The organism is Micromonospora sp. NPDC049139, assembly GCF_055586845.1.
Genome location: NZ_JBVJHK010000008.1, coordinates 116,399 through 143,390 on the forward strand (window position 1 = coordinate 116,399; position 26,992 = coordinate 143,390).

Annotated in this window: 7 protein-coding genes; 6 read left to right on the plus strand and 1 reads right to left on the minus strand. The window is 75.0% G+C overall.

The window, feature by feature from the left end; genetic code table 11:
* The 6 genes from ACZ6Q9_RS16520 (at window position 1) to ACZ6Q9_RS16545 (ending at window position 24,112) form a co-directional block, all read left to right on the plus strand.
* Window positions 1-4,956 carry a type I polyketide synthase gene (locus ACZ6Q9_RS16520; RefSeq protein ID WP_466021412.1) on the plus strand — a complete coding sequence of 1,652 codons (4,956 nt, stop codon included), beginning with the start codon at window positions 1-3 and terminating at the stop codon, window positions 4,954-4,956.
* A complete protein-coding gene (locus ACZ6Q9_RS16525) occupies window positions 4,953-14,462 on the plus strand; it encodes a type I polyketide synthase (RefSeq protein WP_396829339.1) in 9,510 nt (3,169 codons plus the stop codon). The genes ACZ6Q9_RS16520 and ACZ6Q9_RS16525 overlap by 4 nt, the downstream gene beginning before the upstream one ends.
* A 25-nt stretch (window positions 14,463-14,487) precedes the next feature.
* Window positions 14,488-19,953 (plus strand): type I polyketide synthase, encoded by a 5,466-nt coding sequence (locus ACZ6Q9_RS16530; protein WP_466021410.1) that lies wholly within the window; start codon window positions 14,488-14,490, stop codon window positions 19,951-19,953.
* 86 nt (window positions 19,954-20,039) lie between these two features.
* Complete coding sequence (locus tag ACZ6Q9_RS16535) at window positions 20,040-21,092, plus strand: ABC transporter ATP-binding protein (RefSeq protein WP_393458643.1); 1,053 nt, start codon at window positions 20,040-20,042, stop codon at window positions 21,090-21,092.
* Window positions 21,089-21,928: an ABC transporter permease gene (locus ACZ6Q9_RS16540; protein ID WP_350711463.1), complete on the plus strand. Its 840-nt coding sequence runs from the start codon at window positions 21,089-21,091 to the stop codon at window positions 21,926-21,928. Before ACZ6Q9_RS16535 ends, ACZ6Q9_RS16540 begins: the two co-directional genes overlap by 4 nt.
* A gap of 1,401 nt (window positions 21,929-23,329) precedes the next feature.
* Window positions 23,330-24,112: a glycosyltransferase gene (locus ACZ6Q9_RS16545; RefSeq protein ID WP_396829294.1), complete on the plus strand. Its 783-nt coding sequence runs from the start codon at window positions 23,330-23,332 to the stop codon at window positions 24,110-24,112.
* 58 nt (window positions 24,113-24,170) lie between these two features.
* Here ACZ6Q9_RS16545 and ACZ6Q9_RS16550 read toward each other — a convergent pair whose 3' ends face one another.
* A complete protein-coding gene (locus tag ACZ6Q9_RS16550) occupies window positions 24,171-26,990 on the minus strand; it encodes a helix-turn-helix transcriptional regulator (RefSeq protein ID WP_396829295.1) in 2,820 nt (939 codons plus the stop codon).
* Between the last annotated feature and the right edge of the window lie 2 nt (window positions 26,991-26,992).

Sequence of the window (26,992 nt, forward strand, 5' to 3'; positions counted from 1 at the left end):
GTGACCGCCGACCTGCACGAGACCAAGCGCAAGCTGCAGACCGTCGAGGCACGCGACCAGGAGCCGCTGGCCATCGTCTCGATGAGCTGCCGCTTCCCGGGTGGCGTCCACTCCCCGGAAGACCTGTGGGAACTCGTCGCCGACGGCCGGGACGCGCTCACCGAGTTTCCGGACGACCGGGGCTGGGACCTGGCGTCGCTCTACGACCCCGACCCCAACAAGCCGGGCAAGAGCTACACCCGGATCGGCGGCTTCCTCGACCAGGCCGGCGCGTTCGACCCGTCGCTGTTCGGGATCTCCCCGCGTGAGGCCCTCGCCATGGACCCGCAGCAGCGGCTGCTGCTGGAGACGTCCTGGGAGGCCATCGAGCGGGCCGGCATCGACCCGCTGTCGCTGCGCGGCAGCCAGACCGGCGTCTTCGTGGGGCTGAGCACCTCCAACTACGGCATGGGTCTGCCGAACGTGCCCGAGGGCGTCGACATGTACATCGGCACCGGCAACACCACCAGTGTGGCGTCCGGCCGGATCTCGTTCACCCTCGGCCTCAACGGCCCGGCCGTCACCGTGGACACCGCCTGCTCGTCGTCGCTGGTGGCCCTGCACCTCGCGGCGACCGCGCTGCGCCGCCGCGAGTGCGACCTGGCCATCGCCGGTGGCGTCACCGTGATGGTCACCCCCGGCGTGTTCGTCGTCTTCTCCCGGCAGCGCGGCATGTCCGTCGACGGCCGGTGCAAGGCGTTCGCGGCCGGGGCGGACGGCACCGGCTGGGGCGAGGGCGGCGGCGTGCTGGTGGTGGAACGGCTTTCCGACGCCGAGCGCAACGGCCACCCGATCCTCGCCGTCATCCGCGGCAGCGCCCTCAACCAGGACGGCGCGTCGAACGGCCTCACCGCCCCGAACGGCCCCTCGCAGCAGCGGGTCATCCGGCAGGCCCTGGTCAACGCCCGCCTCGGTGCCGCCGACGTCGACATGGTGGAGGCGCACGGCACCGGCACGACGCTCGGCGACCCGATCGAGGCGCAGGCCCTGATCGCCACGTACGGGCAGGACCGCCCCGCCGACCGGCCGCTCTGGCTCGGCTCGGTGAAGTCGAACATCGGCCACACCCAGAGCGCCGCCGGCGTCGCCGGCATGGTCAAGATGGTGATGGCCCTGCGCAACGGCCTCATGCCGGAGACCCTGCACGTCGACGAGCCGTCCCCGCACGTCGACTGGACCGCCGGGGCGGTGTCGCTGCTCACCGAGGCCAAGCCGTGGCCGGAGCTGGGTCGTCCCCGCCGGGGCGGCGTCTCCTCGTTCGGCGTCAGCGGCACCAACGCCCACGTCATCGTGGAGGAGTACCGGCCGCGTACCGCCGCGCCGGAGGCCGCCGACGGTGAGGAGACCGTCGAGGTGGCGGTCGAGACCAGCCGGCGACCCGGCCTGGTCGCCTCCGACGTCCTGGTGTGGTCGGTGTCGGCGCGGTCGAAGGGGGCTCTGGCGGGTCAGGCGGCGCGGCTGGCGGAGTACGTGCGCGAGCGTGGCGACGTGGATGTGGCGGCGGTGGGCTGGTCCCTGGCCACGACGCGGTCGCTGTTCGACCAGCGTGCCGCCGTGGTCGGTGCGAGCGCCGAGGAACTGCTGGCTGGGCTGGACGCCCTGGCCGCCGGTTCGCCGTCCGGGAACCTGGTCACGGGCACCGTTTCCGGGACGGGTGCGGGGGCGGTGTTCGTGTTCCCGGGTCAGGGTGCGCAGTCGGCGCGGATGGCGGCCGGTCTGGTGGGCCGGAGCCCGGTGTTCGACGCGAAGTTGGCGGAGTGCCAGCAAGCTCTCGCCCCTTATCTGGACGTGGACCTGGTGTCGGTGTTGACCGGCGAGGACGAGTCGTGGTTGGAGCGGGTGGAGGTGGTGCAGCCGGTCCTGTGGGCCGTGGGTATCGCTCTGGCGGCGGTGTGGCAGCACGTGGGGGTGAGCCCGGGGGCGGTGATCGGTCACTCGCAGGGTGAGATCGGTGCCGCGTGTGTGGCGGGGATTCTGTCGTTGGAGGATGCGGCGAAGGCGGTGGCGTTGCGGTCGCGGGCGCTGATGGTGCTGCGGGGTACCGGCACGATGGCGTCGGTGGACCTGTCCGCCGACGCGGTGGCGGAGAGGCTGGCCGCGTTCCCGGGTGTCGGGGTGGCCGCCGTCAACGGCCCTTCCACCGTGGTGGTGTCCGGTCCGCCGCAGCCCGTCGCGGACCTCGTCGAAGCGTGCCAGGCCGACGGTGTCCGGGCGCGGCTGATCCCGGTGGACTACGCCTCCCACTCGGTCGCGGTGCAGGACGTCGCGGAACAACTCCGCGCCGACTTGGCTGACATCGCCCCGCAGGAGGGTCACACCCGTCTGGTGTCGACGTTGACGGGTGACTGGGTGGATCCGGTGTCGATGACGGCGGACTACTGGTATGACAACCTGCGGCGGACGGTGCAGTTCGATTCGGCTGTGCGGGTGGCGGTCGCCGCGGGTCACACGACGTTCGTGGAGGTCTCGCCGCATCCGGTGCTGACCATGCCGGTCACCGCGATCCTCGACGACGCGGGCGTCACCGGTCACATTCTGGGCAGCCTGCGGCGGGGTGACGACGACGCGACGCGGCTGCTGACCAACCTGGCCACGGCGCACGCCATCGGCCTGCCCGTCGACCTCACGACCGTCCTCGCCGAGACCGACGCTGTCGATCTGCCCACCTACGCCTTCGACCACCAGCGGTTCTGGCTGGACGGCAGCGGCGGCGTCGACCTGGAAAGCCTGCTCCAGGGAGCGGCCGACCCGAGCGACGCGAGCTTCTGGGCCGCCGTGGAACGCGGCGACCTCACCGCCCTCGCCGAGACCGTCGCCACCGAGGACACCCCCGCGCACGAGGCCCTCGACGCGCTGCTCCCGGCCCTGCCGCTGCTCACCTCGTGGCGCCGGCAGCGCCGCCGGCAGTCCGACATCGACAGCTGGCGCTACCAGGACACCTGGAAGCCCCTGACCGGCGTCACCAACCGGGGCATGAGCGGCACCTGGGTCGTCGTCATGCCGACCGGCGACATCGTCGAGCCCTGGCAGGACGCCTGCGTCGAGGCATTCACGACGGCTGGCGCGACCCTCGTCCCGGTGGCCGTCTCCACCAGCGACGTCGACCGCGACCTGCTCGGCAAGCTGCTGCAGGAGGCGCTCGCCGCGGCGCCGGGCGGGGACCAGGGGGCCGCCGAGGTGACCGGCGTCGTCTCGCTGCTCGCCTTCGACGAACTCGCCCACCCGCTGCACCCGTCCGTGCCCGGCGGCTTCGCCGCCACCGTCGCGCTCTTCCAGGCCCTCGGCGACATCGGCCTGCGCGCCCCCATGTGGAGCGTCACCTCCGGCGCCGTGTCCGTCGGCCGCACCGACCTGCTGCGCTCGCCGGTGCAGTCGCTGGTGTGGGGCTTCGGCCGGGTCGCCGCGCTGGAGCACCCGCAGCGCTGGGGTGGCCTCGTGGATCTGCCCGAGGCCGTCGAGGAGCGCTGCGCCGCCCTGCTGGTCGCGGCCCTCACCGCCGCCGGGGAGGAGGACCAGATCGCGGTACGCCCCGGCGGCCTGCTCGCCCGGCGGCTCACCCGCGTCCCGCTCGGCGACAGCCAGCCCGCGAACCCCTGGCAGCCGTTCGGTACGGCGCTGGTCACCGGCGGCACCGGCGCGCTCGGCGGGCACGCCGCCCGCTGGCTGGCCCGCAGCGGGGTGGAGAACATCGTCGTGGTCAGCCGGCGGGGCATGGCCGCGCCGGGCGCCCAGCAGCTCGTCGACGAGCTCACCGCGCTGGGCGCCCAGGCCACCGTGGTGGCCTGCGACGCCTCCGACCGGGACGCGCTGGCCGACCTGATCGGCGCGATCCCCGCCGAGTACCCGCTCACCACGGTCGTGCACGCCACCGCCGTGCTGGACGACGCCATGATCAACGACATCCGGCTGGAGCAGATCGAGCGGGTGCTCCAGGCCAAGGTCGACGTCGCGTACAACCTGCACGAGCTGACCCTCGACCTGGACCTGTCCGCGTTCGTCATGTTCTCGTCGTTCGCCGGCAGCGTGGCCAGCTCCGGCGTCGGCAACTACGCCCCGAGCAACGCGTTCCTCGACGCGCTGGCCCAGCACCGGCGTGGTCTCGGCCTGCCCGCCACCTCCGTCGCCTGGGGCGCCTGGGCCGGCGGCGGCATGGCGGACGGGCCGCTCGGCGAGCTGCTGCACCGGCACGGCGTACCCGAGATGAGCCCTGACGCGGCCATCGCCGCGCTGCACCAGGCCGTGGACCACGGCGAGGCGTTCCTCACCATCGCCGACATGGCCTGGGAACGCTTCGCTGTCGCCTTCACCGCCACCCGGCCCGGCCCGCTGATCAGCGACCTGCCGGACGTCCGCCGGCTCCAGGCGGCCGAGAAGGTGGCCGGCGTCGAGGCCGGCGACGGCCCGGACTCGTTGCGGGAGCGGTTCGCCGGGCTGCCCGCCGCCGAACGGCTCGCCGTCCTGCTCGGCCTGGTCCGCAGCCAGGTCGCCGCCGTGCTCAACTACCCGTCCGCCGAGTCGGTGGACGAGCACCGGGCGTTCCGGGAGCTGGGCTTCGACTCCGTCACCGCCGTCGAGCTGCGCAACCGGCTCGGCTCGGCCACCGGCGTGGCCCTGCCGGTCACGCTGGTCTTCGACTACCCGACCCCGACGACCCTGGCGGAGTACCTCTTCGCCGAGGTCGCCCACGACGACGTGGTCACCCCGACCGCGCTCCTCGACGATCTCGACCGGATCGCCGACAGCCTCGACGTGGTGGCACGGGACGAGGCGGCGCGGGTGCGGGCCACCGTACGCCTCCAGGCGATGCTCTCCCGGCTCGGCCAGGACAGCGGTGGCAGCGACATCGGCCGGCACCTCGACGACGCCACCGACGACGAACTGTTCGCCATGGTGGACAAGGACCTCGGCATCTCCTGACCCCAGCTCCGGCTCCCCTTCGTCCCTGCTCAGGAAGCGGCACTCCGATGGCCAATGAAGACAAGCTCCGCGACTACCTCAAGCGGGTCATGGCTGATCTCCACGACACCCGCCGCCGGCTCAGTGAGGCACAGTCCCAGGAACTGGAGCCGGTGGCGATCGTGGCGATGAGCTGCCGCCTGCCCGGCGGGGTGCGCAACCCCGACGACCTGTGGGAGCTGCTGCGGGACGGCCGGGACGCCGTGGCGCCCTTCCCCGACGACCGGGGCTGGAACCTGGAGCGCCTCTACCACCCCGACCCCGACCACCCGGGCACCTCGTACGCCCGGGAGGGCGGGTTCGTCGACGGCGCCGGCGACTTCGACTCCGCCTTCTTCGGCATCTCGCCGCGTGAGGCGCTTGCCATGGACCCGCAGCAGCGGCTGCTGCTGGAGACCTCCTGGGAGGCGGTCGAGGCCGCCGGCATCGACCCGGCGTCGCTGCGCGGCAGCCGGACCGGGGTGTTCGTCGGCACCAACGGGCAGGACTACGCCACCCTGCTGATGATGTCGCCGGACGGCGACGAGGGGCACTCGATGACCGGTGGCGCGGCGGCCGTCGCGTCCGGCCGGGTGTCGTACACCCTCGGGCTGGAGGGGCCCGCCGTGTCCATCGACACGGCCTGCTCGTCGTCCCTGGTGGCGCTGCACCTCGCCGTGCAGGCGCTGCGGGCGGGGGAGTGCGACCTGGCCCTCGCCGGCGGCGTGACCGTGATGGCCACCCCGGGCCTGTACATCGGGTCGAGCCGGCAGCGGGCCCTCTCCCCGGACGGCCGGTGCAAGTCCTTCGCCGCCGCCGCCGACGGCGCCGGGTTCTCCGAGGGCGTCGGCTGGCTGCTGGTCGAGCGGCTGTCCGACGCCCGCCGCAACGGCCACCGGATCCTCGCGGTCGTACGCGGCTCCGCCGTCAACCAGGACGGCGCTTCCAACGGCCTGAGCGCCCCGAACGGCCCCGCCCAACAGCGGGTGATCAGCCAGGCCCTCACGAGCGCCCGGCTGTCCACGGCCGACATCGACGTGGTGGAGGCGCACGGCACCGGCACGAAGCTCGGTGACCCGATTGAGGCGCAGGCGCTGCTGGCCACGTACGGGCAGGACCGGGAGGGCGCCGAACCGCTGCTCCTCGGCTCGTTGAAGTCCAACATCGGGCACGCGCAGGCCGCCGCGGGCGTGGCCAGTGTGATCAAGATGGTGCTGGCGATGCGGCACGGGGTCGTGCCGGCGACGCTGCACGTGGACGAGCCGTCCCCGCACGTCGACTGGACGGCCGGCGCCATCGAACTGGCGACCGAGGCGCGGCCGTGGCCCGAGACGGGCCGGGTGCGCCGGGCGGCGGTCTCCTCGTTCGGCATCTCCGGCACCAACGCCCACGTGATCATCGAGCAGCCCGCCGAGCCGGCCGAGGGCCACCCGTCCGACTCCATCCCCGGACTGGTCGCCGCCGACGCGTTCCTCTGGCCGGTGTCGGCCCGGTCGACGGCCGCCCTGGCCGGGCAGGCCGCCCGACTGGCGTCGTACGTGCGGGAGCGGGAGGGCCTGGACCCGGCGGCGGTCGGCTGGTCCCTGGCTGCCACGCGGTCGGCGTTCGACCACCGGGCGGCCGTCGTCGGGTCGACCGTCGACGAGCTGCTGGCTGGGCTGGACGCCGTCGCGGCGGGTCGTCCGGCCGCGAACGTGACCACGGGCGTGGCGTCGGGCGCGGGTGCGGTGTTCGTGTTCCCGGGTCAGGGTGCGCAGTCGGCGCGGATGGCGGCTGGTCTGGTGGGTCGTACGCCGGTGTTCGACGCGCGCTTGGCGGAGTGTCAGCGGGCCCTCGCCTCGTACCTGGATGTCGACATCGTGTCGGTGTTGACCGGCGATGACGAGTCGTGGTTGGAGCGGGTGGAGGTCGTGCAGCCGGTCCTGTGGGCCGTGGGCATCGCTCTGGCCGCTGTCTGGCGGCACGTCGGGGTGAGCCCGGGGGCGGTGATCGGTCACTCGCAGGGCGAGATCGGTGCCGCGTGTGTGGCGGGGATTCTGTCGTTGGAGGATGCGGCGAAGGCGGTGGCGTTGCGGTCGCGGGCGCTGACGGTGCTGCGGGGCACGGGCACGATGGCGTCGGTGGACCTGTCCGCCGACGCGGTGGCGGAGAGGCTGGCCGCGTTCCCGGGTGTCGGGGTGGCCGCCGTCAACGGCCCTTCCACCGTGGTGGTGTCCGGTCCGCCGCAGCCCGTCGCGGACCTCGTCGAAGCCTGTCAGGCCGACGGTGTCCGGGCGCGGCTGATCCCCGTCGACTACGCCTCCCACTCGGTCGCGGTGCAGGACGTCGCGGAACAACTCCGCGCCGACTTGGCTGACATCGCCCCGCAGGAGGGCCACACCCGTCTGGTGTCGACGTTGACGGGTGACTGGGTGGATCCGGTGTCGATGACGGCGGACTACTGGTACGACAACCTGCGCCAGACGGTGCAGTTCGATTCGGCCGTGCGGGTGGCGGTCGCCGCGGGTCACACGACGTTCGTGGAGATTTCCCCGCATCCGGTGCTGACCATGCCGGTCACCGCGATCCTCGACGACGCGGGCGTCACCGGTCACATTCTGGGCAGCCTGCGGCGGGGTGACGACGACGCGACGCGGCTGCTGACCAACCTCGCCACCGCGCACGCGATCGGCCTGCCCGTCGACCTGACCGCCGTCCTCGCCGGGACCGACGTCGTGGCGCTGCCCACCTACGCCTTCGACCACCACCGGTACTGGCCGGCGCCGCCGGTCTTCCTCGCCGCCGCCGACGGCACGCCGGACATCGACCGGTGGCGCTACCGAGTCACCTGGCAGGCCGTGCCCGACCTGCCGCTGACCTGGCTCGCCGGCACCTGGCTCGTCCCGCTGCCCGCGGGGATGGGCGACGACCCCCTGGTCAGCGGGGTGCTGGCGGCGCTCGGCAACTTCGGCGCGGACGTCGTACCCGTGGAACTGGACGCCACCGACGAACCGACGGCCCTGGTCGACCGGCTGCGCGCCGCGCTCCCCGGCCCGGACCAGCCCGCCGCCGTGCTCTCGCTGCTCGGCCTGGACGAGCGGGCGCACCCGGAGCACCCGGCGACCTCGCTGGCCGCCTCGGGCACCGCCCTGCTGGTGCAGGCGCTCGGCACGCTCGACGTCGAGGCGCCGCTGTGGTGCGCGACCCGGGGGGCCGTCGCGGTCTCCGCCGACGACCTGCCACCGCACCCGGTGGCCGCCTCCGTCTGGGGGCTCGGCCGCGCCGTCGCCCTCGAACACCCCGGCCGCTGGGGCGGCCTGCTCGACCTGCCGGAGGCCCTCGACGCGCAGACCGGCGCGCTGCTCTGCGCGGCGCTCGGCGACAACGGCGGCGAGGACCAGCTCGCCGTCCGCGACTCCGGGGTCCTCGTCCGCCGGCTCGCCCGGATCGCCGAGCCCGAGCCGACCGCGTCCGGCGACACGGCGGACGACGGCTGGCGGATGCGCGGCACCGTCCTGATCACCGGCGGCACCGGGGGGCTGGGCGGGCACATGGCCCGCTGGGCCGCCCGTTCCGGCGCCGCGCACGTCCTGCTGGCCAGCCGGCGCGGCCCGGACGCCCCGGGCGCCGCCGAGCTGGAGGAGGAGCTGACCGACCTCGGCGTACGGGTCACCGTGGCCCGCTGCGACGTCACCGACCGGGCGCAGCTGGCCGACCTGCTGGACACCGTGCCCGCCGACGCTCCGGTGACCGCCGTGCTGCACACCGCCGCCGTCCTCGACGACGGCATCGTGGACACCGCCACCCCGCAGCGCCTGCACACCGTCGCCGCGCCCAAGTGCGCCGCCGCCGTCCACCTGGACGAGCTGACCCGCGACCTGGACCTGGACGCCTTCGTGCTCTTCTCCTCGGTCGCCGGCACCACCGGCAACGCCGGGCAGGGCGCATACGGGGCGGCGAACGCCTTCCTCGACGCCCTCGCCGAGCGGCGTCGGGCCGAGGGCCGCCCCGCCCTCTCCGTGGCCTGGGGCGCGTGGCGCGGGGCCGGCCTGCCCGCCGACAACGAGCGCGCCCAGCAGCGGCTGCGCCGGGGCGGCATGGTCGGCATGGACCCCGACCTGGCCGTCGAGGCCCTCGCGCGGGCGCTGCGGCGCGGCGACGCGACCACCGTCATCGCCGACATCGACTGGGCCCGGTTCGCCCCCGCGTTCACCCTGGTCCGGCCCAGCCCCCTCATCGGCGACCTCGCCGAGGTGCAGGAGGCGGCCCAGCAGGTCGCGCAGGAGGCCACCGAGGAGGAGCCGGACGCGCCGTCGGGGGCAGCGGCCCGGCGGTTCGCCGGGCTCGCCCCGGCGGAGCGCGCCGCGGCGCTGCTGGAGCTGGTCCGCCAGTGCGCGGCGACCGCGCTCGGCTACGGCGCGGCCGACGACATCCCGGCCACCCGCCCCTTCCGCGACCTGGGCCTGGACTCGCTGACCGCGGTGGACATGCGCAACTTCCTGGCCACCGCCACGGACCTGCGGCTGCCCGCGACGCTCGCCTTCGACTACCCCAACCCGACCGTGCTCGCCGCGCACCTCGACGAACTGCTCACCGGCGTCGCGCCGGACGCCGCCACCCCCGCCCCGGCCACCACGGTCGTGGACGACGAGCCGATCGCCATCGTGGCGATGAGCTGCCGCCTCCCCGGCGGGGCGGACACCCCGGAGCAGTTGTGGCAGCTCCTCACCGACGGCGGCGACGCGATCGGCGAGTTCCCCACCGACCGGGGCTGGGACCTCGACCGGCTCTTCGACTCCGACCCCGAGAACGAGGGCACCAGCTACGCCCGCGAGGGCGGCTTCGTCGCCGGGGTCGCCGACTTCGACGCCGGCTTCTTCGGCATCAGCCCCCGCGAGGCCCTGGCCATGGACCCGCAGCAGCGGCTCCTGCTGGAGGCGTCCTGGGAGGCGATCGAGCGGGCCGGGATCGACCCCCAGGCGCTGCGCGGCAGCTCCACCGGGGTCTTCGTCGGCACCAACTACCAGGACTACCGGAACCTGATGTACAGCGCCGAGGGCGCCGAGGGCCACCTGATGACCGGCAACGCCGGCAGCGTGCTCTCCGGCCGGGTGTCGTACACGCTTGGGCTGGAGGGGCCCGCCGTATCGGTGGACACCGCCTGCTCCTCGTCGTTGGTGGCGCTGCACTGGGCCTGCCAGGCGCTGCGCCAGGCGGAGTGCTCCCTCGCCCTCGTCGGCGGCGTCACCGTGATGTCCACCCCTGGCGTGTTCGTCGGCTTCAGCCGGCAGCGGGGGCTGGCCCCGGACAGCCGGGTCAAGGCGTTCGCCTCCGCCGCCGACGGCACGAGCTGGGGCGAGGGACTCGGCCTGCTGCTGGTCGAGCGGCTGTCCGACGCCCGCCGCAACGGCCACCCGGTGCTCGCGGTGATCCGGGGCAGCGCCGTCAACCAGGACGGCGCGTCCAACGGCCTCACCGCGCCCAACGGGCCGTCGCAGCAGCGGGTGATCCGGCAGGCCCTCGCCAACGCGGGCCTCGCCCCGGCGGACGTGGACGCCGTCGAGGCGCACGGCACCGGCACCAGGCTCGGCGACCCGATCGAGGCGCAGGCCCTGCTCGCCACGTACGGCCGGGAACGGCCCGACGACCAGCCCCTCTGGCTGGGCTCGATCAAGTCCAACATCGGCCACACCCAGGCCGCCGCCGGCGTCGCCGGGATCATCAAGATGGTGCTGGCACTCCAGCACGGCTACCTGCCGCAGACCCTGCACGTCGACGAGCCGACCGACCAGGTGGACTGGACCGTCGGCGCGGTCGAGCTGCTCGACGAGGGCCGCCCGTGGCCGGCCACCGGCCACCCGCGCCGGGCCGCCGTCTCCTCGTTCGGGATCAGCGGCACCAACGCGCACACCATCCTGGAGCAGGCGCCCGAGCCGGCCGAGCCGTCCCCGCCGGTCGAGCCCGCGGGGGACCCGGCCCGGCTGCCGGTGGTACCGGTGCTGCTGTCGGCGCGTACGGCAGCCGCGCTGGCCGCCCAGGCCGACCGCTGGGCCGACCAGCTCACCGGTCCGGCCGCCCCGCGGCTGGTCGACGTCGGCTGGTCGTCGGTGGCCTCCCGGGCCACGCTGGACCACCGGGCCGTCGTCCTCGCCACCGACCGGACCGCCCTGGACGCCGGGCTGCGCGCCCTCGCCGCCGGCGAGGACTCGCCGCTGCTGGTCACCGGCGCGGCCGCGTCCCGGCCGAAGGTGGCGTACCTGTTCTCCGGGCAGGGGGCCCAGCGGGCCGGGATGGGCCGCGAGCTGGCCGAGGCGTTCCCGGTCTTCGCCGCCGCCCTCGACGAGGTCTGCGCCGCTCTCGACCCGCACCTGCCCCGCCCGCTGAAGCCGGTGCTCCTCGCCGAGGCCGGCACCCCCGACGCGGAGCTGCTGGACCGGACCGAGTTCACCCAGCCGGCGCTCTTCGCCGTCGAGGTGGCGCTGTTCCGGCTGCTGGAGGCGTGGGGCGTCCGCCCCGACGCGGTCGCCGGGCACTCCATCGGCGAGTTCGCCGCCGCCCACGCCGCCGGGGTGCTGTCCCTGGCCGACGCCGCCGAGCTGGTCGCCGCCCGGGGCCGGCTGATGCAGGCACTGCCGGCCGGCGGGGCGATGCTCGCCATCGCCGCCAGCGAGGCCGAGGTGACCGCCGCGCTCGGCGACCGCGTAGACCGGGTCTCCGTCGCCGCCGTCAACGGCCCGACCGCCGTGGTGGTCTCCGGGGCCGGCGACGCCGTCGAGGAGCTGGCCGCCGAGTGGACCGCCCGGGGCGTCCGGATCCGGCGCCTGACGGTCAGCCACGCGTTCCACAGTCCGCTGATGGAGCCGGTGCTCGATGACCTCGCCGCCGTCGCCGGCCGCCTGCGGTACCAGGCCCCGACCGTCCCGATGGTCTCCACCGTCACCGGCGCGCCGGTCGACGTGACCGAGATCGGTACGCCGGAGTACTGGGTGCGGCACGCCCGCGACGCGGTGCGCTTCGCGGACGCCGTCGCGGCGCTGCGGGACCGCAACGTCACCGGCTACGTCGAGGTCGGCCCGGACGGGGTGCTCACCGCCCTCGCCCAGGCCGTCCTCGCCGAGGGCGCCCCGGCCGGCGGCCGGGCGCCGCTGGTCGTGCCCGCGCTGCGCCGGGAGCGTCCCGAGGCGGCCACCCTGCTGCGGGCCGTCGCCGCGCTGCACGCCCACGGCGTCTCCCCGGACTGGTCGGCCCTGTACGAGGGCGCTGGCGCCCGGCGGGTCGAACTGCCCACGTACGTCTTCGACCGGCAGCGCTACTGGCCGGAGCCTCCGCCCTGGGCCGCGCTGGCGGTCGAGGACGACGGCACCGAGGTCGAGCGCCGCTTCTGGGCGGCCGTCGACGCCGAGGACTTCGACTCGCTGGTCCGCGATCTCGAGGTGGACCGCGACCAGCCGTTCGGGACGGTGCTGCCCGCCCTGTCGGCGTGGCGGCGGCGCGGGCGGGAACGCTCCCTCGTGGACGGCACCCGGTACCGGGCGGTCTGGGAGCCGCTCGCCGAGCCGCCCGCGGCGGAGGAGTCCGGCCGCTGGCTCGTGCTGCTGCCCGCCGACCGGGCGGACGACCCGGACCTGAACTCCTGCACCTGGGCCCTCGGCGGGGACGTCACCACCGTGCCCGTCGACACCGCCGCCGATTCGGACGAGCTGACCGGGGGATTCGCGGCCGTCCTCACCGAGGCGCTCGGCGCGGCCGACGAGCCGCTGTCGATCCTGTCCTTCCTCGGCCTCGACGACGCCCCGCACGCCGAGCACCCGGCGCTGCCGCGCGGCCTCGCCGCGACCGTGCACCTGCTCCAGCAACTGACCGACCTGGACGTTCCGGCCCGGCTCTGGTGCGTCACGCAGGGCGCCGTCGGCGTCGGCGACGACGACGTCCCGCTCAACCCCCGACAGGCGATGCTGTGGGGCCTGGGCCGGGTGGCCGCGCTCGAGCAGCCCGCCCGCTGGGCCGGGCTGGTGGACCTGCCCACCACCATCGAGGCGTGGACGGCGATGCGGCTCGGCGGCATCCTCACCGGCGGTGGCGTCGAGGACCAGGTGGCCGTCCGCGACTCCGGCGTACTGGTCCGGCGGCTCGTCCCCGCCGTCACCACCGGGGAACCCGAGCCGTGGCAGCCCCGGGGGACCGTGCTGATCACCGGCGGAACCGGTGCGCTCGGTGGGCACGTGGCCCGCTGGGTGGCCGGCGCCGGCGCGGAACGGGTGGTGCTGACCAGCCGACGGGGCACTGACACCCCGGGAGCGACCGACCTGCTCGCCGAGCTGACCGGCCTCGGGGTGGACTGCCGGGTCGCCCGGTGCGACGCCGCCGACCGGACCGCGATGGCCGACCTCCTGGCCGACCTGCGGCGGGAGGGGCCGCCGCTGCGCGCGGTGGTGCACGCCGCCGGGGTCAGCGAGGTGGTGCCGCTGGCCGAGACCACCCTGGAGGACCTGGCGTACGTCATCGCCCCGAAGCTGTCCGGCGCCGAGCACCTCGACGAGCTGCTCGACGGCGTCGAGCTGGACGCGTTCGTGCTCTTCTCCTCCATTTCCGCCGTGTGGGGCAGTGGCGGGCAGGGCGCGTACGCGGCCGGCAACGCCTACCTCGACGCGCTCGCCGAGCGGCGGCGCGGCCGGGGCCTGGCGGCCACCTCCGTCGCCTGGGGGCCGTGGACCGAGTCGGGCATGTACACCGACGGCGCGGCGGAGCAGTTGCGCCGCCGCGGCCTGCGGGTGATGCCGCCCGGCGTGGCGATGGCCGGGCTGCGGCACGCCCTGGCGGCCGGTGACACCTGCGTCACCGTGGCGGACATCGACTGGGCCGTCTTCCAGCCGCTGTTCACGTCGCTGCGGCCCAGCCCGCTGCTGGCGGACCTGCCGGCCGTACGCGCGCTCGCCGCCGCCCCCGCCGCCGGGCCGGACGTGCCCGCGCCCGTCGCCCGGGACCTGCTCGCCGGTCTGCGGGCGCTGCCCGGCGACGAGCGGCGGGCCGCGCTGCTGGACATGGTGCGGGTCGACGCGGCGAAGGTGCTCGGCCACTCCTCGGCCGACGTGATCGACACCGACCGGGGCTTCCTGGACCTCGGCTTCGACTCGCTCACCGCCGTGGAGCTGCGCAACCTGCTCTCCGCGGCCACCGGGCACGACCTGCCCACCACGGTCGTGTTCGACTACCCCACCCCCGAGGGTCTCGCCGACCACCTGCACGAGGAACTCTTCCCCGACCACGGCGGGACCGTCGGTGGCGGGGGCGACGAGGAGTCGGTCCGTCGGGCCATCGCCGGGATCCCGCTGGACCAGCTGCGGCAGGCGGGCCTGCTCGACCAGTTGCTCGAACTGGCCCGCACGAGCGCCGGCCCGGTGGCCGTCGCGCCCGCCGCCCCGGCCGCGCCGCCCGCGCCCGAGGCACAGATCCGCGAACTCGACGTCGCCGGCCTGGTCAGGATGGCCCTGGAAGGCTCCGACTCGTGACCCGGCCGGCCCTGAGGAGCCTTCGATGAGTGTGTCACTGGACGAGGTCGTCAACGCGCTGCGCGCGGCCCTGCTCGACAACCAGAAGCTCAAGCAGCAGAACCAGCAGCTCACCGCCGCGCTCAGCGAGCCGGTGGCGATCATCGGGATGAGCTGCCGGTTCCCCGGCGGGGTCGCCTCGCCCGAACAGCTGTGGGACCTCGTCGCCGCGGGGGCCGACGCGATGTCGGCGTTCCCCGACGACCGGGGCTGGAACCTGGGCGCGCTCTACGACACCGACCCCGACAGCCGGGGCACGTCGTACGTGCGGGAGGGCGGTTTCCTCTACTCCGCCGGGGACTTCGACCCCGCGTTCTTCGGCATCAGCCCCCGCGAGGCCCTGGCCATGGACCCGCAGCAGCGGCTGCTGCTGGAGACCGCCTGGGAGGCGTTCGAACGGGCCGGCATCGATCCGACCACGCTGCGTGGCGCGCCCACCGGCGTGTACGCGGCGACCAGCCAGGGCGACTACGCGGCGCTGCTCTCCGGGGTCGGCGGCGGAGTCGAGGGCTACCTCGGCACCGGCAGCGCCGCCGCCGTGGCCAGCGGCCGGATCTCGTACGCCCTGGGGCTGGAGGGGCCGGCGGTCACCGTGGACACCGCCTGCTCGTCGTCCCTGGTCGCGCTGCACCTCGCCTGCCAGGCGCTGCGGCTGGGGGAGTGCACCCTGGCGTTGGCCGGCGGGGTGTCGGTGATGGCCACCCCGACCGTCTTCGTTGAGTTCTCCCGGCAGCGCGGCCTGTCCACCGACGGCCGGTGCAAGTCGTTCGCCGCCGCCGCCGACGGCACCGGCTGGTCGGAGGGGGTCGGCATGCTGCTCGTCGAGCGGCTCTCCGACGCCCGCCGCAACGGCCACCCGGTCCTCGCCGTGGTGCGGGGCAGCGCGGTCAACCAGGACGGCGCGAGCAGCGGGCTGACCGCCCCGAACGGCCCCTCGCAACGGCGGGTGATCCGGCAGGCGCTGGCCAACGCCGGGCTGACCGCCGACCAGGTGGACGTGGTGGAGGCGCACGGCACCGGCACCACCCTCGGCGACCCGATCGAGGCGCAGGCGTTGCTGGCCACGTACGGGCAGGACCGCCCCGCGGACCGGCCGCTGTGGCTCGGCTCGATCAAGTCGAACATCGGCCACACCCAGGCCGCCGCCGGTGTCGCCGGCGTGATGAAGATGGTGCTCGCCATGCGGCACGGGGTGCTGCCGCCGACCCTGCACGTCGACGAGCCCACCCCCCACGTCGACTGGACCGCCGGGGCCGTGTCCCTGCTGACCGGGATGGAGTCCTGGCCGGCCACCGGGCAGCCGCGCCGGGCCGGGGTGTCCGCGTTCGGCATCAGCGGCACCAACGCGCACGTCATCATCGAGCAGGCCGCCGACGTGGACGCCGACACCGGCCGGCCCGCCGGCCCGCCCGCCCCGCCGGCACCGTGGATCGTCTCCGCCCGTTCCGCGCCGGCCCTGACCGGGCAGGCCCGCCGGTTGCTGGACCACCTGACCGCCCACCCCGACCTGGCCCCGGCCGACGTGGCGTACTCGCTGGTCACCACCCGGGCGACGTTGCCGCACCGGGCCGCGGTGACCGGCGACGACCGGGACGCCCTGCTGGCCGGCCTGCGCGCGGTCGCCGAGGACCGGCCCACCCCCGGCGTGGTACGCGGGGTGGCCCGCCCGGCCGGCAAGGTCGCCTTCCTCTTCACCGGTCAGGGCGCGCAGCGCCCCGGCATGGGTGCCGAGCTGCACCGCCGGTTCCCGGTCTTCGCGGCCGCCTTCGACGAGGTGGCCGGGGAGCTGGACCAGCATCTGAGCCGCCCGCTGCGGGAGGTGGTCTTCGCCCGCCCCGGCTCGCCCGAGGCGGAGCTGCTGGACGCCACCGAGTTCACCCAGCCGGCGCTGTTCGCGTACGAGGTGGCCGCCTACCGGCTGGTCACCGCGTGGGGCCTGCGCCCGCAGCACCTGCTCGGCCACTCGGTCGGCGGGTTGGCCGCCGCGTACGTCGCGGGTGTGCTGTCGCTGGCCGACGCGGCGGCCCTGGTGGCCGCCCGCGGCCGGCTGATGCAGGCCCTGCCGGCCGGCGGGGCGATGCTGGCGGTCCGGGCGTCCGAGGCCGAGGTGGCCCCGCTGCTCGGTGACCGGGTGGCGCTGGCCGCCGTGAACGGCCCGGCGTCGGTGGTGCTCTCCGGCGACGAGGACGCCGTGCTCGCGGCCGGCGAGCGGCTGGCCGCCCAGGGCCGGCGGATCCGCCGGCTGCGCGTCAGCCACGCGTTCCACTCCGCCCGGATGGACGCCATGCTGGCCGACTTCCGCGTCGTCGCGGAGAAGGTCACCTGGCATCCGCCGACCCTGCCGGTCGTCTCCGACCGCACCGGCGCCCTGCTGACCGCCGCCGAGGCCACCGACCCGGGCTACTGGGTCGAGCACGTCCGGGACACCGTCCGCTTCCACGACGCGGTCGTCACCCTCGCCGCCGCCGGGGCGGCGACCTTCCTGGAACTCGGCCCTGACGGGGCGCTGACCGCGATGGCCCGGGAGTGCCTGCCCGACGCCGAAGCGGCGGCCTTCGCGTCGGTCGGCCGCCGGGACCAGCCGGAGCCGGCCGGCCTGCTCGCGGCGATCGCCGCCGTCGACCTGCGGGGAGCCGGCGTCGACTGGCCGGCCCTGTTCGCCGGCACCGACGCCGCCCGGATCGAGCTGCCCACCTACGCCTTCCACCACGAGCGGTACTGGCCGGACCCGCCCGTGGTCGACCTCGGCCAGCCGGTCCCGGCGGGCGAGGACGACGAGTTCTGGGCCGCGGTGGAGGCCGAGCGGCCGGCCGCGCTGGCCGCCGTGCTCGGCCTGGACACCGACCGGCAGGAGGCGCTGACGGCGCTGCTGCCCGCCCTCACGGCCTACCGGGGTCATCGGCGACTCCGTTCCGAACTGGACGGTCTGCGGTACCGCACCGGCTGGGTCCGGGTCGACCCGCCGTCCGCCGGCGCCGCGCCGACCGGCCCCTGCCTGGTGGTCGCCGGGCCCGGTACCGACGCCGCGGCGGTGCTGGCCGCACTGCGGGCCGAGGGCCTGGACCCGGTGCTCGTGAGCGTGGGCGACGACCCGGACGAGGTCGCCCGGGCCCTGCCCACCGGGGGCACCCCGTCGGTCGTGGTCTCGCTGCTGGCGGCGGGGGAGCCGGCCGGGGCGACCGGGACGGGCCCGCTGGCCGGCACCGCCGCGCTGGTCCGGGCCCTGGGCGCCGCGGGGAGCACCGTGCCGGTGTGGACCGTGACCCGGGGCGCCGTCGCCGTCGACGCGGACGACCCCGCGCCCGGCGTCGCCGGCGCGTACCTCTGGGGTCTGGGCCGGGTGCTGGCGTTGGAACAGCCGCGACTGTGGGGCGGCCTGGTCGACCTGCCGGCGGAGCCGGACGACGCCGCCCTCGCGACGCTCGCCCGCCTCGTCGCGGCCGAGGGCGACGAGGACCAGCTCGCGGTACGCCCCGGCGGGGTGTACGCGCGGCGGCTGTCCCGCGCCCCGGCCGGCCCCGCCGCCGAGGACTGGCGTCCCCGGGGCGCGGTCCTCGTGCACGGCGCGGCGGCAGTGCGCGTCCCGCACCTGCTGCGCTGGCTCGTCGACCGTGGTGCGACCCACCTCGTCCTCGCCGGGCCCGCGGCGCCCACCGGGCTGGACGTCGCCGTCACCGCCGTCGACGACCTCGGCCGGCTGCCCGAGGTGCTGGACCGGCTGGCCGCCGACGGCACCGGCGTCCGCACCGTTTTGCACGTCGTCGACTCCGACGGTGCCGGCGACCCGGTCTCGATGCTGGAACCGTCCGACCTGGCCGACTCCGTGGCCGCCCGCACCGCCGCCGTGGAACTGCTCGACCGGGCGTGCGGTGACCGGCCGATCGACGAGTTCGTCGTCTTTTCCTCCACCGCCGCCGTCTGGGGCGGCGGAGGCGCGGCGGTCGCCGCCGCCGCCGGCGCGGGGTTGGCGGCGCTGGCCGCGCGCCGCCGCGCCGCCGGCCGCCCGACCACCGTCGTCGCCTGGGTCCCCTGGGCGGACGAGGTCGCCGAGCCGGGGCAGCTGCGCCGCCGCGGAGTCCGCCCGCTCGCCACCGACGTGGCCGTGTCCGCCCTGCAACAGGCCCTGGAACAGGGCGACGACCAGGTCGCGCTCGCCGACCTCGACTGGTCCACGTTCGGGCCGACCTTTACCGCCGTACGGCCCAGTCCGCTGCTGCGCGGCGTGCCCGAAGCGGTCGAGGCGGACCGGGACGCCCGGCCGGGCGGCGAGGCGAGCGATCCGGCCCGGGTGCTGCGCGAGCGGTTGGCCGCCACCTCGGCCGGCGACCGGCACCGCATCCTGCTGGACCTGGTCCGGGCACGGGTGGCCACGGTGCTCGGCCACGCCTCGCCCGGGGCGGTCGAGGCCGACCGGGACTTCCTGGAACTCGGCTTCGACTCGCTGACCGCGCTGGAACTGCGGGACGCGCTGCGTCAGGAGACCGGGGCGGAGCTCTCCGCCACCCTGCTCTTCGACCACCCCACCCCGACGGCGCTGGCCCGCCACCTGCTCGGCCAGCTCGTCGACGCGGACGAGGCCGGGGCCGCCCCGGACGCCGCCGCGGAGCCCGCCCCGGGGGGTGCCGGCGGTGGACTCCTCGGCGGGCTGTTCAACCAGCCCAAGGCGCGCGAGGACCCCGCCGGGTACGCCGAACTCCTGGTCAAGCTCGCCCAGTTCCGGCCCAGCTTCAGCGAGCCCGCGCAGCTCACCCGCCCGGCCGGCATCCTCCGGCTCGCCGAGGGCGGCGCCGGGGCGCCGCTGGTGTGCTGCTGCACCATGTCCCTGCTCTCCGGGGCCCACGAGTACGCCCGGCTCGCCTCCGGTTTCCGCGGCGTGCGGGACGTCTGGGCCCTGCCCAACCCGGGCTTCGGGGTGGGCGAGGAACTGCCCGCCGACCTCGACGCCCTGCTGCGGGTGCACGCCGACACGGTGTTGCGCACGGTCGGCCCCGGCCCGTTCGTGCTCGCCGGCCACTCCGGCGGTGCGATGGTGGCCAACCTGCTCGCCGGAGAGCTGGAACGCCAGGGCCGGTCGCCGGCCGCGGTCGTGCTGATGGACACCTACCCGGCCGACAGCGAGGTGCTCGGCGGGTGGGTGCCGCAGCTGCTCGACGGGATGATCGACCGGGACAGCGCGTACACGCCGATGGACGACTGGCGGACGACGGCCTGGGCCGGATACCTGCCGCTGTTCCTGGACTGGCAGCCCGCCCCGATGGCGGCGTCGACCCTGCTGGTCCGGGCCAGCGAGCCGCTGGGGGAGTGGGACGGCGAGGAGGACGGCTGGCGGTCCCGCTGGCCGTACCCGCACGAGGCGGTGGACGCGGCCGGTGACCACTTCAGCATGGTCGCCGACCGGGGGCCGGAGCTCGCCGGCACGGTGCAGCGGTGGTTGACCGGGCAGCGCCTCTGACGTTTCCGCCCCTGGCGTGCCCCTAGCGCCCCCTATCGGCGCACGTACATCTATCGGATCCACGAACAGGACGGGAGCATGACGACGTGGACGAGGCAGTGGTGGTCACGGAGCTGGTCAAGCAGTACCAGCCCAACATGCCGCCGGCGGTGGACGGACTGAGCTTCTCCGTCGCCGCGGGTGAGGTGTTCGGTCTGCTCGGGCCGAACGGCGCGGGCAAGACGACAACGATCGGGGTGCTGACCACACGGGTGCGGGCCTCCTCCGGCCGGGCCACCGTGTGCGGCGCGGACGTGATCGGCGCCCCGGCTGTCGCCCGACAGATGCTGGCGGTCGTGCCGCAGCGGGTGAACCTGGACCGGGCGCTGACCGTCCGGCAGAACCTGCTGTTCCACGCTGCGTACCACCGGGTGCCCCGGGCGGAGCGCATCCGCCGCGCCGACGAACTGCTGGAGCAGATGGGGCTCAAGGAGTACGCGAACTCCCGCACCGACTTCCTCTCCGGCGGCCTCGCCCAGCGCACCATGATCGCGCGCGCGCTGATGCACTCGCCCCGGGTGCTCTTCCTCGACGAGCCGTCCGGCGGCCTCGACCCGCAGTCCCGACTCTTCGTGCACGACCGGGTCGCCGAGTTGAAGCAGGCCGGGGTGACCGTGGTCGTCACCACCCACGACATGGACGAGGCGGAGAAGCTCTGCGACCGGGTCGGCATCATCGACCACGGCAAGCTGCTCACGCTGGACACGCCCGCCGCGCTGACCCGTACCCTGCCCGGCAGCAGCACGCTGACCCTCGTGGTGACCCCCGGTGCCCCCGCCGAGGAGGTGCGGTCCGCGCTGGGTGCCATCCCGGACGTGGAGCAGGTGGAACACTTCCAGGTGAAGAACCCCGCCCCCGCCGCGGCGCCGACGTTCCCCGGCATGCCGGCGATGCCGTTGCCCGCGCCGGCGGCGGAGGCGCCCGCTGATCCGCATGCCCCGCTCTCCTTCCGGGTCTACACCAGCACCCAGCCGGCCAACGCGATTCCGATGGCGATGAAGATCCTCGCCGACCTGGGTTGCGAGGTCCGGGACCTCAACATCGGCCAGCCCAGCCTGGAAGACGTCTTCATCCACCTGACCGGAAGGGAACTTCGGTGAGCGTCACCGCCCCCGCCACCCCGTCCGCGCCGTCGACGGCGGCGGCGCCGCCGCCGGTGCGCGCGATGGACCAGTTCGCCACGTTCCGCGCGGTGCTCTCGCGGGACCTGTTCGTCACCGGCCGGGAACTGGTGGGCTTCCTGCTCCAGGTCTTCATCCAGCCGCTGTTCATGCTGCTGATCTTCGGCAAGGTGCTCGGCGACCTGGGGTACGCCAGCGACGACTTCACCAACGTGCTGCTGCCCGGTGTCATCGCGCTGAACGCCTTCCTGATCGGGCTGGAGAACACCGCGCTGCCGATGGTGATGGACTTCTCCTTCACCCGCGAGATCGAGGACCGCCTCCTGTCGCCCATGGCGATCCCGCTGGTGGCCCTGGAGAAGATCGTCTTCGGCGGCATCCGCGGGCTGATCGCGGGCGTGGTGCTGATCCCGGTCGGCATGCTCATGCTCGACGTCACCTGGCCCTGGGCGGTGGTACTCAAGGTGATCGGGGTGCTGGCGGTCGGCGCGCTGGTCGGCGCGGCGGTGGGCCTGACCTTCGGCACCCTGGTCCCGACGCAGCACATCCAGATCATGTTCACCGTGGTGATGACCCCGCTGATGTTCACCGGCGCGACGCAGTTCCCGCTGCTCGGCCTGGACGGGCTGCGCTGGTACCAGGTGATCTGCTCGCTCAACCCGCTGACCTACATCAGCGAGGCGACCCGGTCGCTGGTCGCCCCGCCGGGGGTCGAGTCCGTGCCGCTCTGGCTCTGCATGACCGTCCTCGCGGGCGTCTTCGTGGTGTTCTCCGCGATCGGCATGCGCGGCTTCATGAAGCGCTCCATGGACTAGTTCGTCCTGTCCGCCGGCGATCCGGCGGCGGACCGTGAGGTTGTTCGAGACCTCCGGGTGAGGCGGGGCCTGTCGAAGGCCCGGCCCCGCCCGGAGGTCTTTTCGTGGCTCGATACATACCTGCCGGGGGCGGCGGGCCAGACGCCGTCGGTGGTGTCGGCCCCGTGGATCCGGTTCGGCGAGTGGGGTGGTGGGTGTCGTGGACGCTGTCGAGCTGCCCCGTCCGTAGGACCACCCGTCGCATCAGGCTCGGCCCCGCCTTCGGCGGCTGCGGCGGCACGGTGTGCCCCATCTGTGCGGGCAGTTCGACAGGGCCGTGTCACGCGTTACCCGCAAGTCCGGTTTCGAGGTGTGACCCGGGGGCGTCGTCGGCGCGGGGTCGTGAGGGGGGGGTGTCCGCTGCCGGCTGTCCGCGGCTCGTGGGCTCGCGGCTCACGGCGCCGGGCCGATTCGCCCGGACAAATCAGCGTGAGCCGTCCTCCATGTCGCCGCCGTCGGGTAAGTTATGACTGTCTATATAGACAGCGGTCGCAGAGGGTCCTGGGCTGCCATGAATCGGCACCCCTTCTACCGAAGCTCCGCCGACCCCTGTGCCGCATCGACACGCCTTGACAGCCGACCCCGATCGCCCGGCTGAACGGCTCCATCATCAGCCCGCCTGTGCCCGACCGCACGCGACCGCACCACGTGCCGCCGGGAGACCGCCGGACGGCGGCCCAGGTGACGGAACGGCGCGAGCCGCCGCGTGGCGGGAAGGAGTGATGGTGACGGTGGTCATGACCGGAGACGACCGCGGCCGAGCCGTGCTCGTGGTCGCCTACAACAGCGCCGGGCTGTTCAACCCGCTGCTCAGCATTGTCAACGAGCTGAAGGCCCGGGGCGTCCGCGACGTCTGGTTCGCGTCCACGGAGGACCGCCGGGCGGATGTCGAGGCGCTGCCCGGCCCGGGCGAGGTCTCGTTCGTCTCGCTCGGGCCGGCCCGCCCGCAGTCGTCACCGCACGACTGGGACGACGCGACGTACCGGGCGCTGACCACCGGCGACCGGGTGGACGCCTTCGCGCGCTACATCGACCTCTGCACCGACTACGACTACCTCCAGCAGCTCTACCAGCGCTGCCTCGACACGATCGACGAGATCGGGCCGGCGGTGGCCGTGGTGGACAGCCTCGCCACCTACGCGATGGACGCCGCGCAGATCCGACAGGTGCCCTTCGTGGTCAGCATCTCGCTGCCGCCGTCCAACTTCCTCCAGGAGCTGCTGCCGCCCCGCTATCCCACCCCGTTCTCGGGGCTGCCGCGGCGGATGACGCCCCGGCAGCAGGCTGACCAACGCGCACTTCCGCAACCGGCTGGTCCGGGCGCTGACACAGCCGGACCGGTTGGGGCGGAACCTCGCCGCCGTGGCCGCCCGCAGGGCCGCCGGCCTCCGCAACCCGGAGATGCGGCCGACGCTCTACGCCGAGGCCGCCGCGGCGCTCATGTCGTACACGGTCTTCGGCTTCGAGTATCCGTTCCCGACCGCCCCGGCGACACTGCGGATGCTCGGTCCGGTCGTGCCCCGCGAGGTGCCGCCGGCCGACGGGGACGACGAGCTGACCCGGTGGCTGGACGGCCACCCCTCGGTGGTCTACGTCGGGTTCGGCACGATCATGCGGCCGTCCCCGGGGCAGGTGAGGGCGATCGTCGAGGTCGCCGACCGGGTCGGGCCCGAGCACGCCGTGTTGTGGAAACTGCCCGCGCGCCAGCAGCAGCTCCTCCCGCCCGCCGAGCGGCTGCCGGGCAACCTGCGGGTGGAGGCGTGGCTGCCCTCGCAGCTGCGGGTGCTGGCCCACCCGCACGTGCGCGCCTTCTTCAACCACGGCGCCGCCAACGCCGTCCACGAGGGCGTCCACTTCGCCACCCCGCAGTTGGTGATGCCGTTCTGGCTGGACTGCCCCGACGGCGCGGCGCGTGCGGTCGACAGCGGCGTCGCGCTGGCCGTCGAGCACACCGACGCCCTGGACGTCGAGGACATCGTCGCCAAGCTCACGCGCCTGCTGCGCGAGGACTCGTTCCGGGAGCGGGCCGAGCTGTGGAGCCGGCGGATGCGGCGGGCCGGCGGGGTCGCCGCCGCCGCCGACCTCGTGCTGCGGCACCGCGACGAGGCCCCGGCCCGCCGATCCGCCGGGGTCGCCGTCGGCTGAGCCTGCGGCTGCCGTACGCGCCGAGGGGCGCCGCACGCGCGGCGCCCCTCGGCGCGGGTCAGGAGGCGGCGCCCTGCGTCTCCTCGGCCAACCCCTCCGCGTACGCGACGAGCCGGGACGGCAGGTCGGTGCGCCGCTTCACGTCCAGCTTGCGGTAGACCCGCGTCAGGTGCTGCTCGACCGTGCTCACGGTGATGAACAGTTTGCTGGAGATCTGCCGGTTGGTGTGCCCCTGGGCAGCCAGCGCGGCCACCCGACGCTCGGCGTCGCTCAGCCCGTCGTCCGGCTCCTGCATCTCGGCGGCCGTCGGGTACGCCGGCAGCCCGCTGCCCGGCTCCCGCCGGATCAGGCGCTGGGCCAGCACCGACGCGCCGCAGTCCTGGGCCAGTTGGTAGGCCCGGCGGACGAGCAGCCGGGCGCGGGCGGAGTCGCCGGCCCGTTGCAGCGTCTGGCCGGTGTCGCCGAGGGCCCGGACGAGCTCCAGCCGGTCGCCGCTGGACTGGAGCAGGCTGACCGCTTCGGAGAGCAGCTTGCGCCGGTGGTCCTGGGCCGCGGTGGTGGCGAGCAGCCGCAGCGTCCGACCCCGGGTCCGGTCGTCGACCCCGTGCGGCACCCGCAGCTGTTCCTGGAGGAGCTGCGTGGCCTGCGCCTTGTTGCCGACGCTGAGTTGCACCCGGGCCAGCTCCAGCCGCCACGGCACCAGCCCGGCGGCGTCGATGCCCCAGGTGCGCATCAGCTCGCCGCACCGCCGCAGGTCGGTGATCGCGGCGTGGGGCCGCCGTACGGCCAGGTGGTGCCGGGCGCGGGCGACCAGGTAGTGCAGGCCCAGCGGGGTGCGGAACATGCCGGGCGGAACCGGGTGGGCGAGCCACCGGTCGGCCTCGGACAGCCGCACCGCCTCGGTCGCGCAGGCGATGAGCGTGGCCAGCGGGCCCGCGACCGCCACACCCCATGCCGGTGCGGGAATGTCCTCCAGCGCCGTGCGGGCGTGGTGCTCGGCGCCGGGCAGGTCACCGACGCGCAGCGCCGCCTCGGCCCGGACCGCCCGGATGACGGCCCGCCACACCGGAGCGTGCCGGGCGGCCGGTCGACCGAGCAGGACGTCACCCCAGGCGGCGGCCCGGTCGGACCGGCCCGCCCACAGCAGCGCCAGCAGGGGGGCGGTCAGCAGGCCCAGCGAGCCGTCGTCGGTGTGGTGACGCTGGAGGAGCTGCTCGGCGGTCGCCACGGTGTCGTTCTCCGCGGCCGGGGTCAGCGCGGTGTGCAGCACCGTCACCGCCTGCAGCAGCGGGCTGATCGTGGCCGGCGCGCTCGCCGCCCGGCTCCACGCCGTCGGGGTCTCCCGCACCGTGGCCAGGTGGTCCGGGTGGGAGAGCGCGACCAGCAACTGCATCATCCGCAGCCGCGTCGCCACGCCGCCCGGGCCGTGCTCGTCCTCTGTGGAGAAGCCGCTGACGGCCTCGGTGGCCTCTTCCACCCGACCCTGCCAGAGCAGGTAGGGCACGGCGGACAGGCCGACATCGCTAGACCACCCGGCGGCCCGCGCCGCCTCCACCAGCTCGCTGAGGTGCCCGTTCACGGCCAGCGGGTTGACCTGCCAGCGGGCGCTCACCAGCATCTCGGTGGTGGCGGCCCGCTGCCGCTCGTCCACGCACACCCGGGAGACGAGGCGCAGGCAGGCGGCGGCCACGTCGGGGCGGCCCGAGGCCAGGGCGTGTCCGGCGGCGTCCTGGAGCACCGGCACCACCCACGGCGCGTCCGCCCAGCCGGCGGCCACCAGATGCTCGGCGACCACGCTCGGCTCGGCGCCGTGGTCGTGCAGCACCTCGGCGGCCCGCTGGTGCAGGCCCCGCCGCTCGTCGGGTGACATGTCGCCGAGGATCGAGTGCAGGATGCGCGGGTGGCGCAGCTGGTCGGCCTCCATCAGGCCGGAGGTGCGCAGCACCCGCACCGCCGGGACCGTGGCCTCGGGCGCCACGTCGAGGAGGTGACCGAGCAGCTCGGTCGGGGCGGGCCGGTTGAGCACCGCCAGCGCCTGCGCCACCCGGCGCACCCCGGGCTCGTGCCGGTAGAGGCAGCCGAGCACGGCCTGGTCGAACGCGTCGCCGACGGTCGCGCCGGAGTCGTCGTCGCCCGTCCCGCCGCCGGCCCGCTCCTCGAGCAGCGCCCGGGTGAGCAGCGGGTTGCCGCCGGTCATGTGCACGCAGCGTTCCGCCGTCTCCCGGGCCTCGGTGGTCTCGGTGTCGCCGCCGACGAGCCGGGCGATGGCGTCCACGGTCAGCGGCGGCAGGGTGATCCGGGCGAAGTGCGGCTGGCTGAGCAACTCGGCCCGGAACAACGGGTGCGGCGGGCGCAGCGTCGACGCCTCGGCGAGCACGACCATGATCCGGGCGTGGCGCAGCCGACGGGTCACGTAGAGAAGGCAGTGCAACGAGGCCGGGTCCGCGTGGTGCACGTCGTCGACGACGAGGACCAGGGGCCCGGTGCCGGTCAGGTCGAGCAGGGTGGCGAAGAGGCCGTGCAGCAGGGGAGCCCAGGCCCGGTCGCCCTCGGCGGCCTCACCGCCGGGCTCGGGCAGGGACATGGCGAAGGTGGCGTCGCCCATCAGCTTCTCCACCCGGGCAGCCGCGTCGGGCGCCAGCCGTGCACTGTGGAGCAGCTGCCCGATCACTCCCAGGTGGAGCCCGCGCTCCGCCCGCGAGCCCGCAGCGCTCATCACCTGTCCGCCGGTGGCGGCCGCCCACTCGCCGAACGCCTCCAACAGACTGGTCTTGCCGCTCCCCACCGCGCCGGTGACCAGCGCGACGTGTCCTCGCTGCTGCTCCTCACACGCGCGGAACGCCCGCCGGAGACGGGTCGTCTGCTCCTCCTGCTGCACCA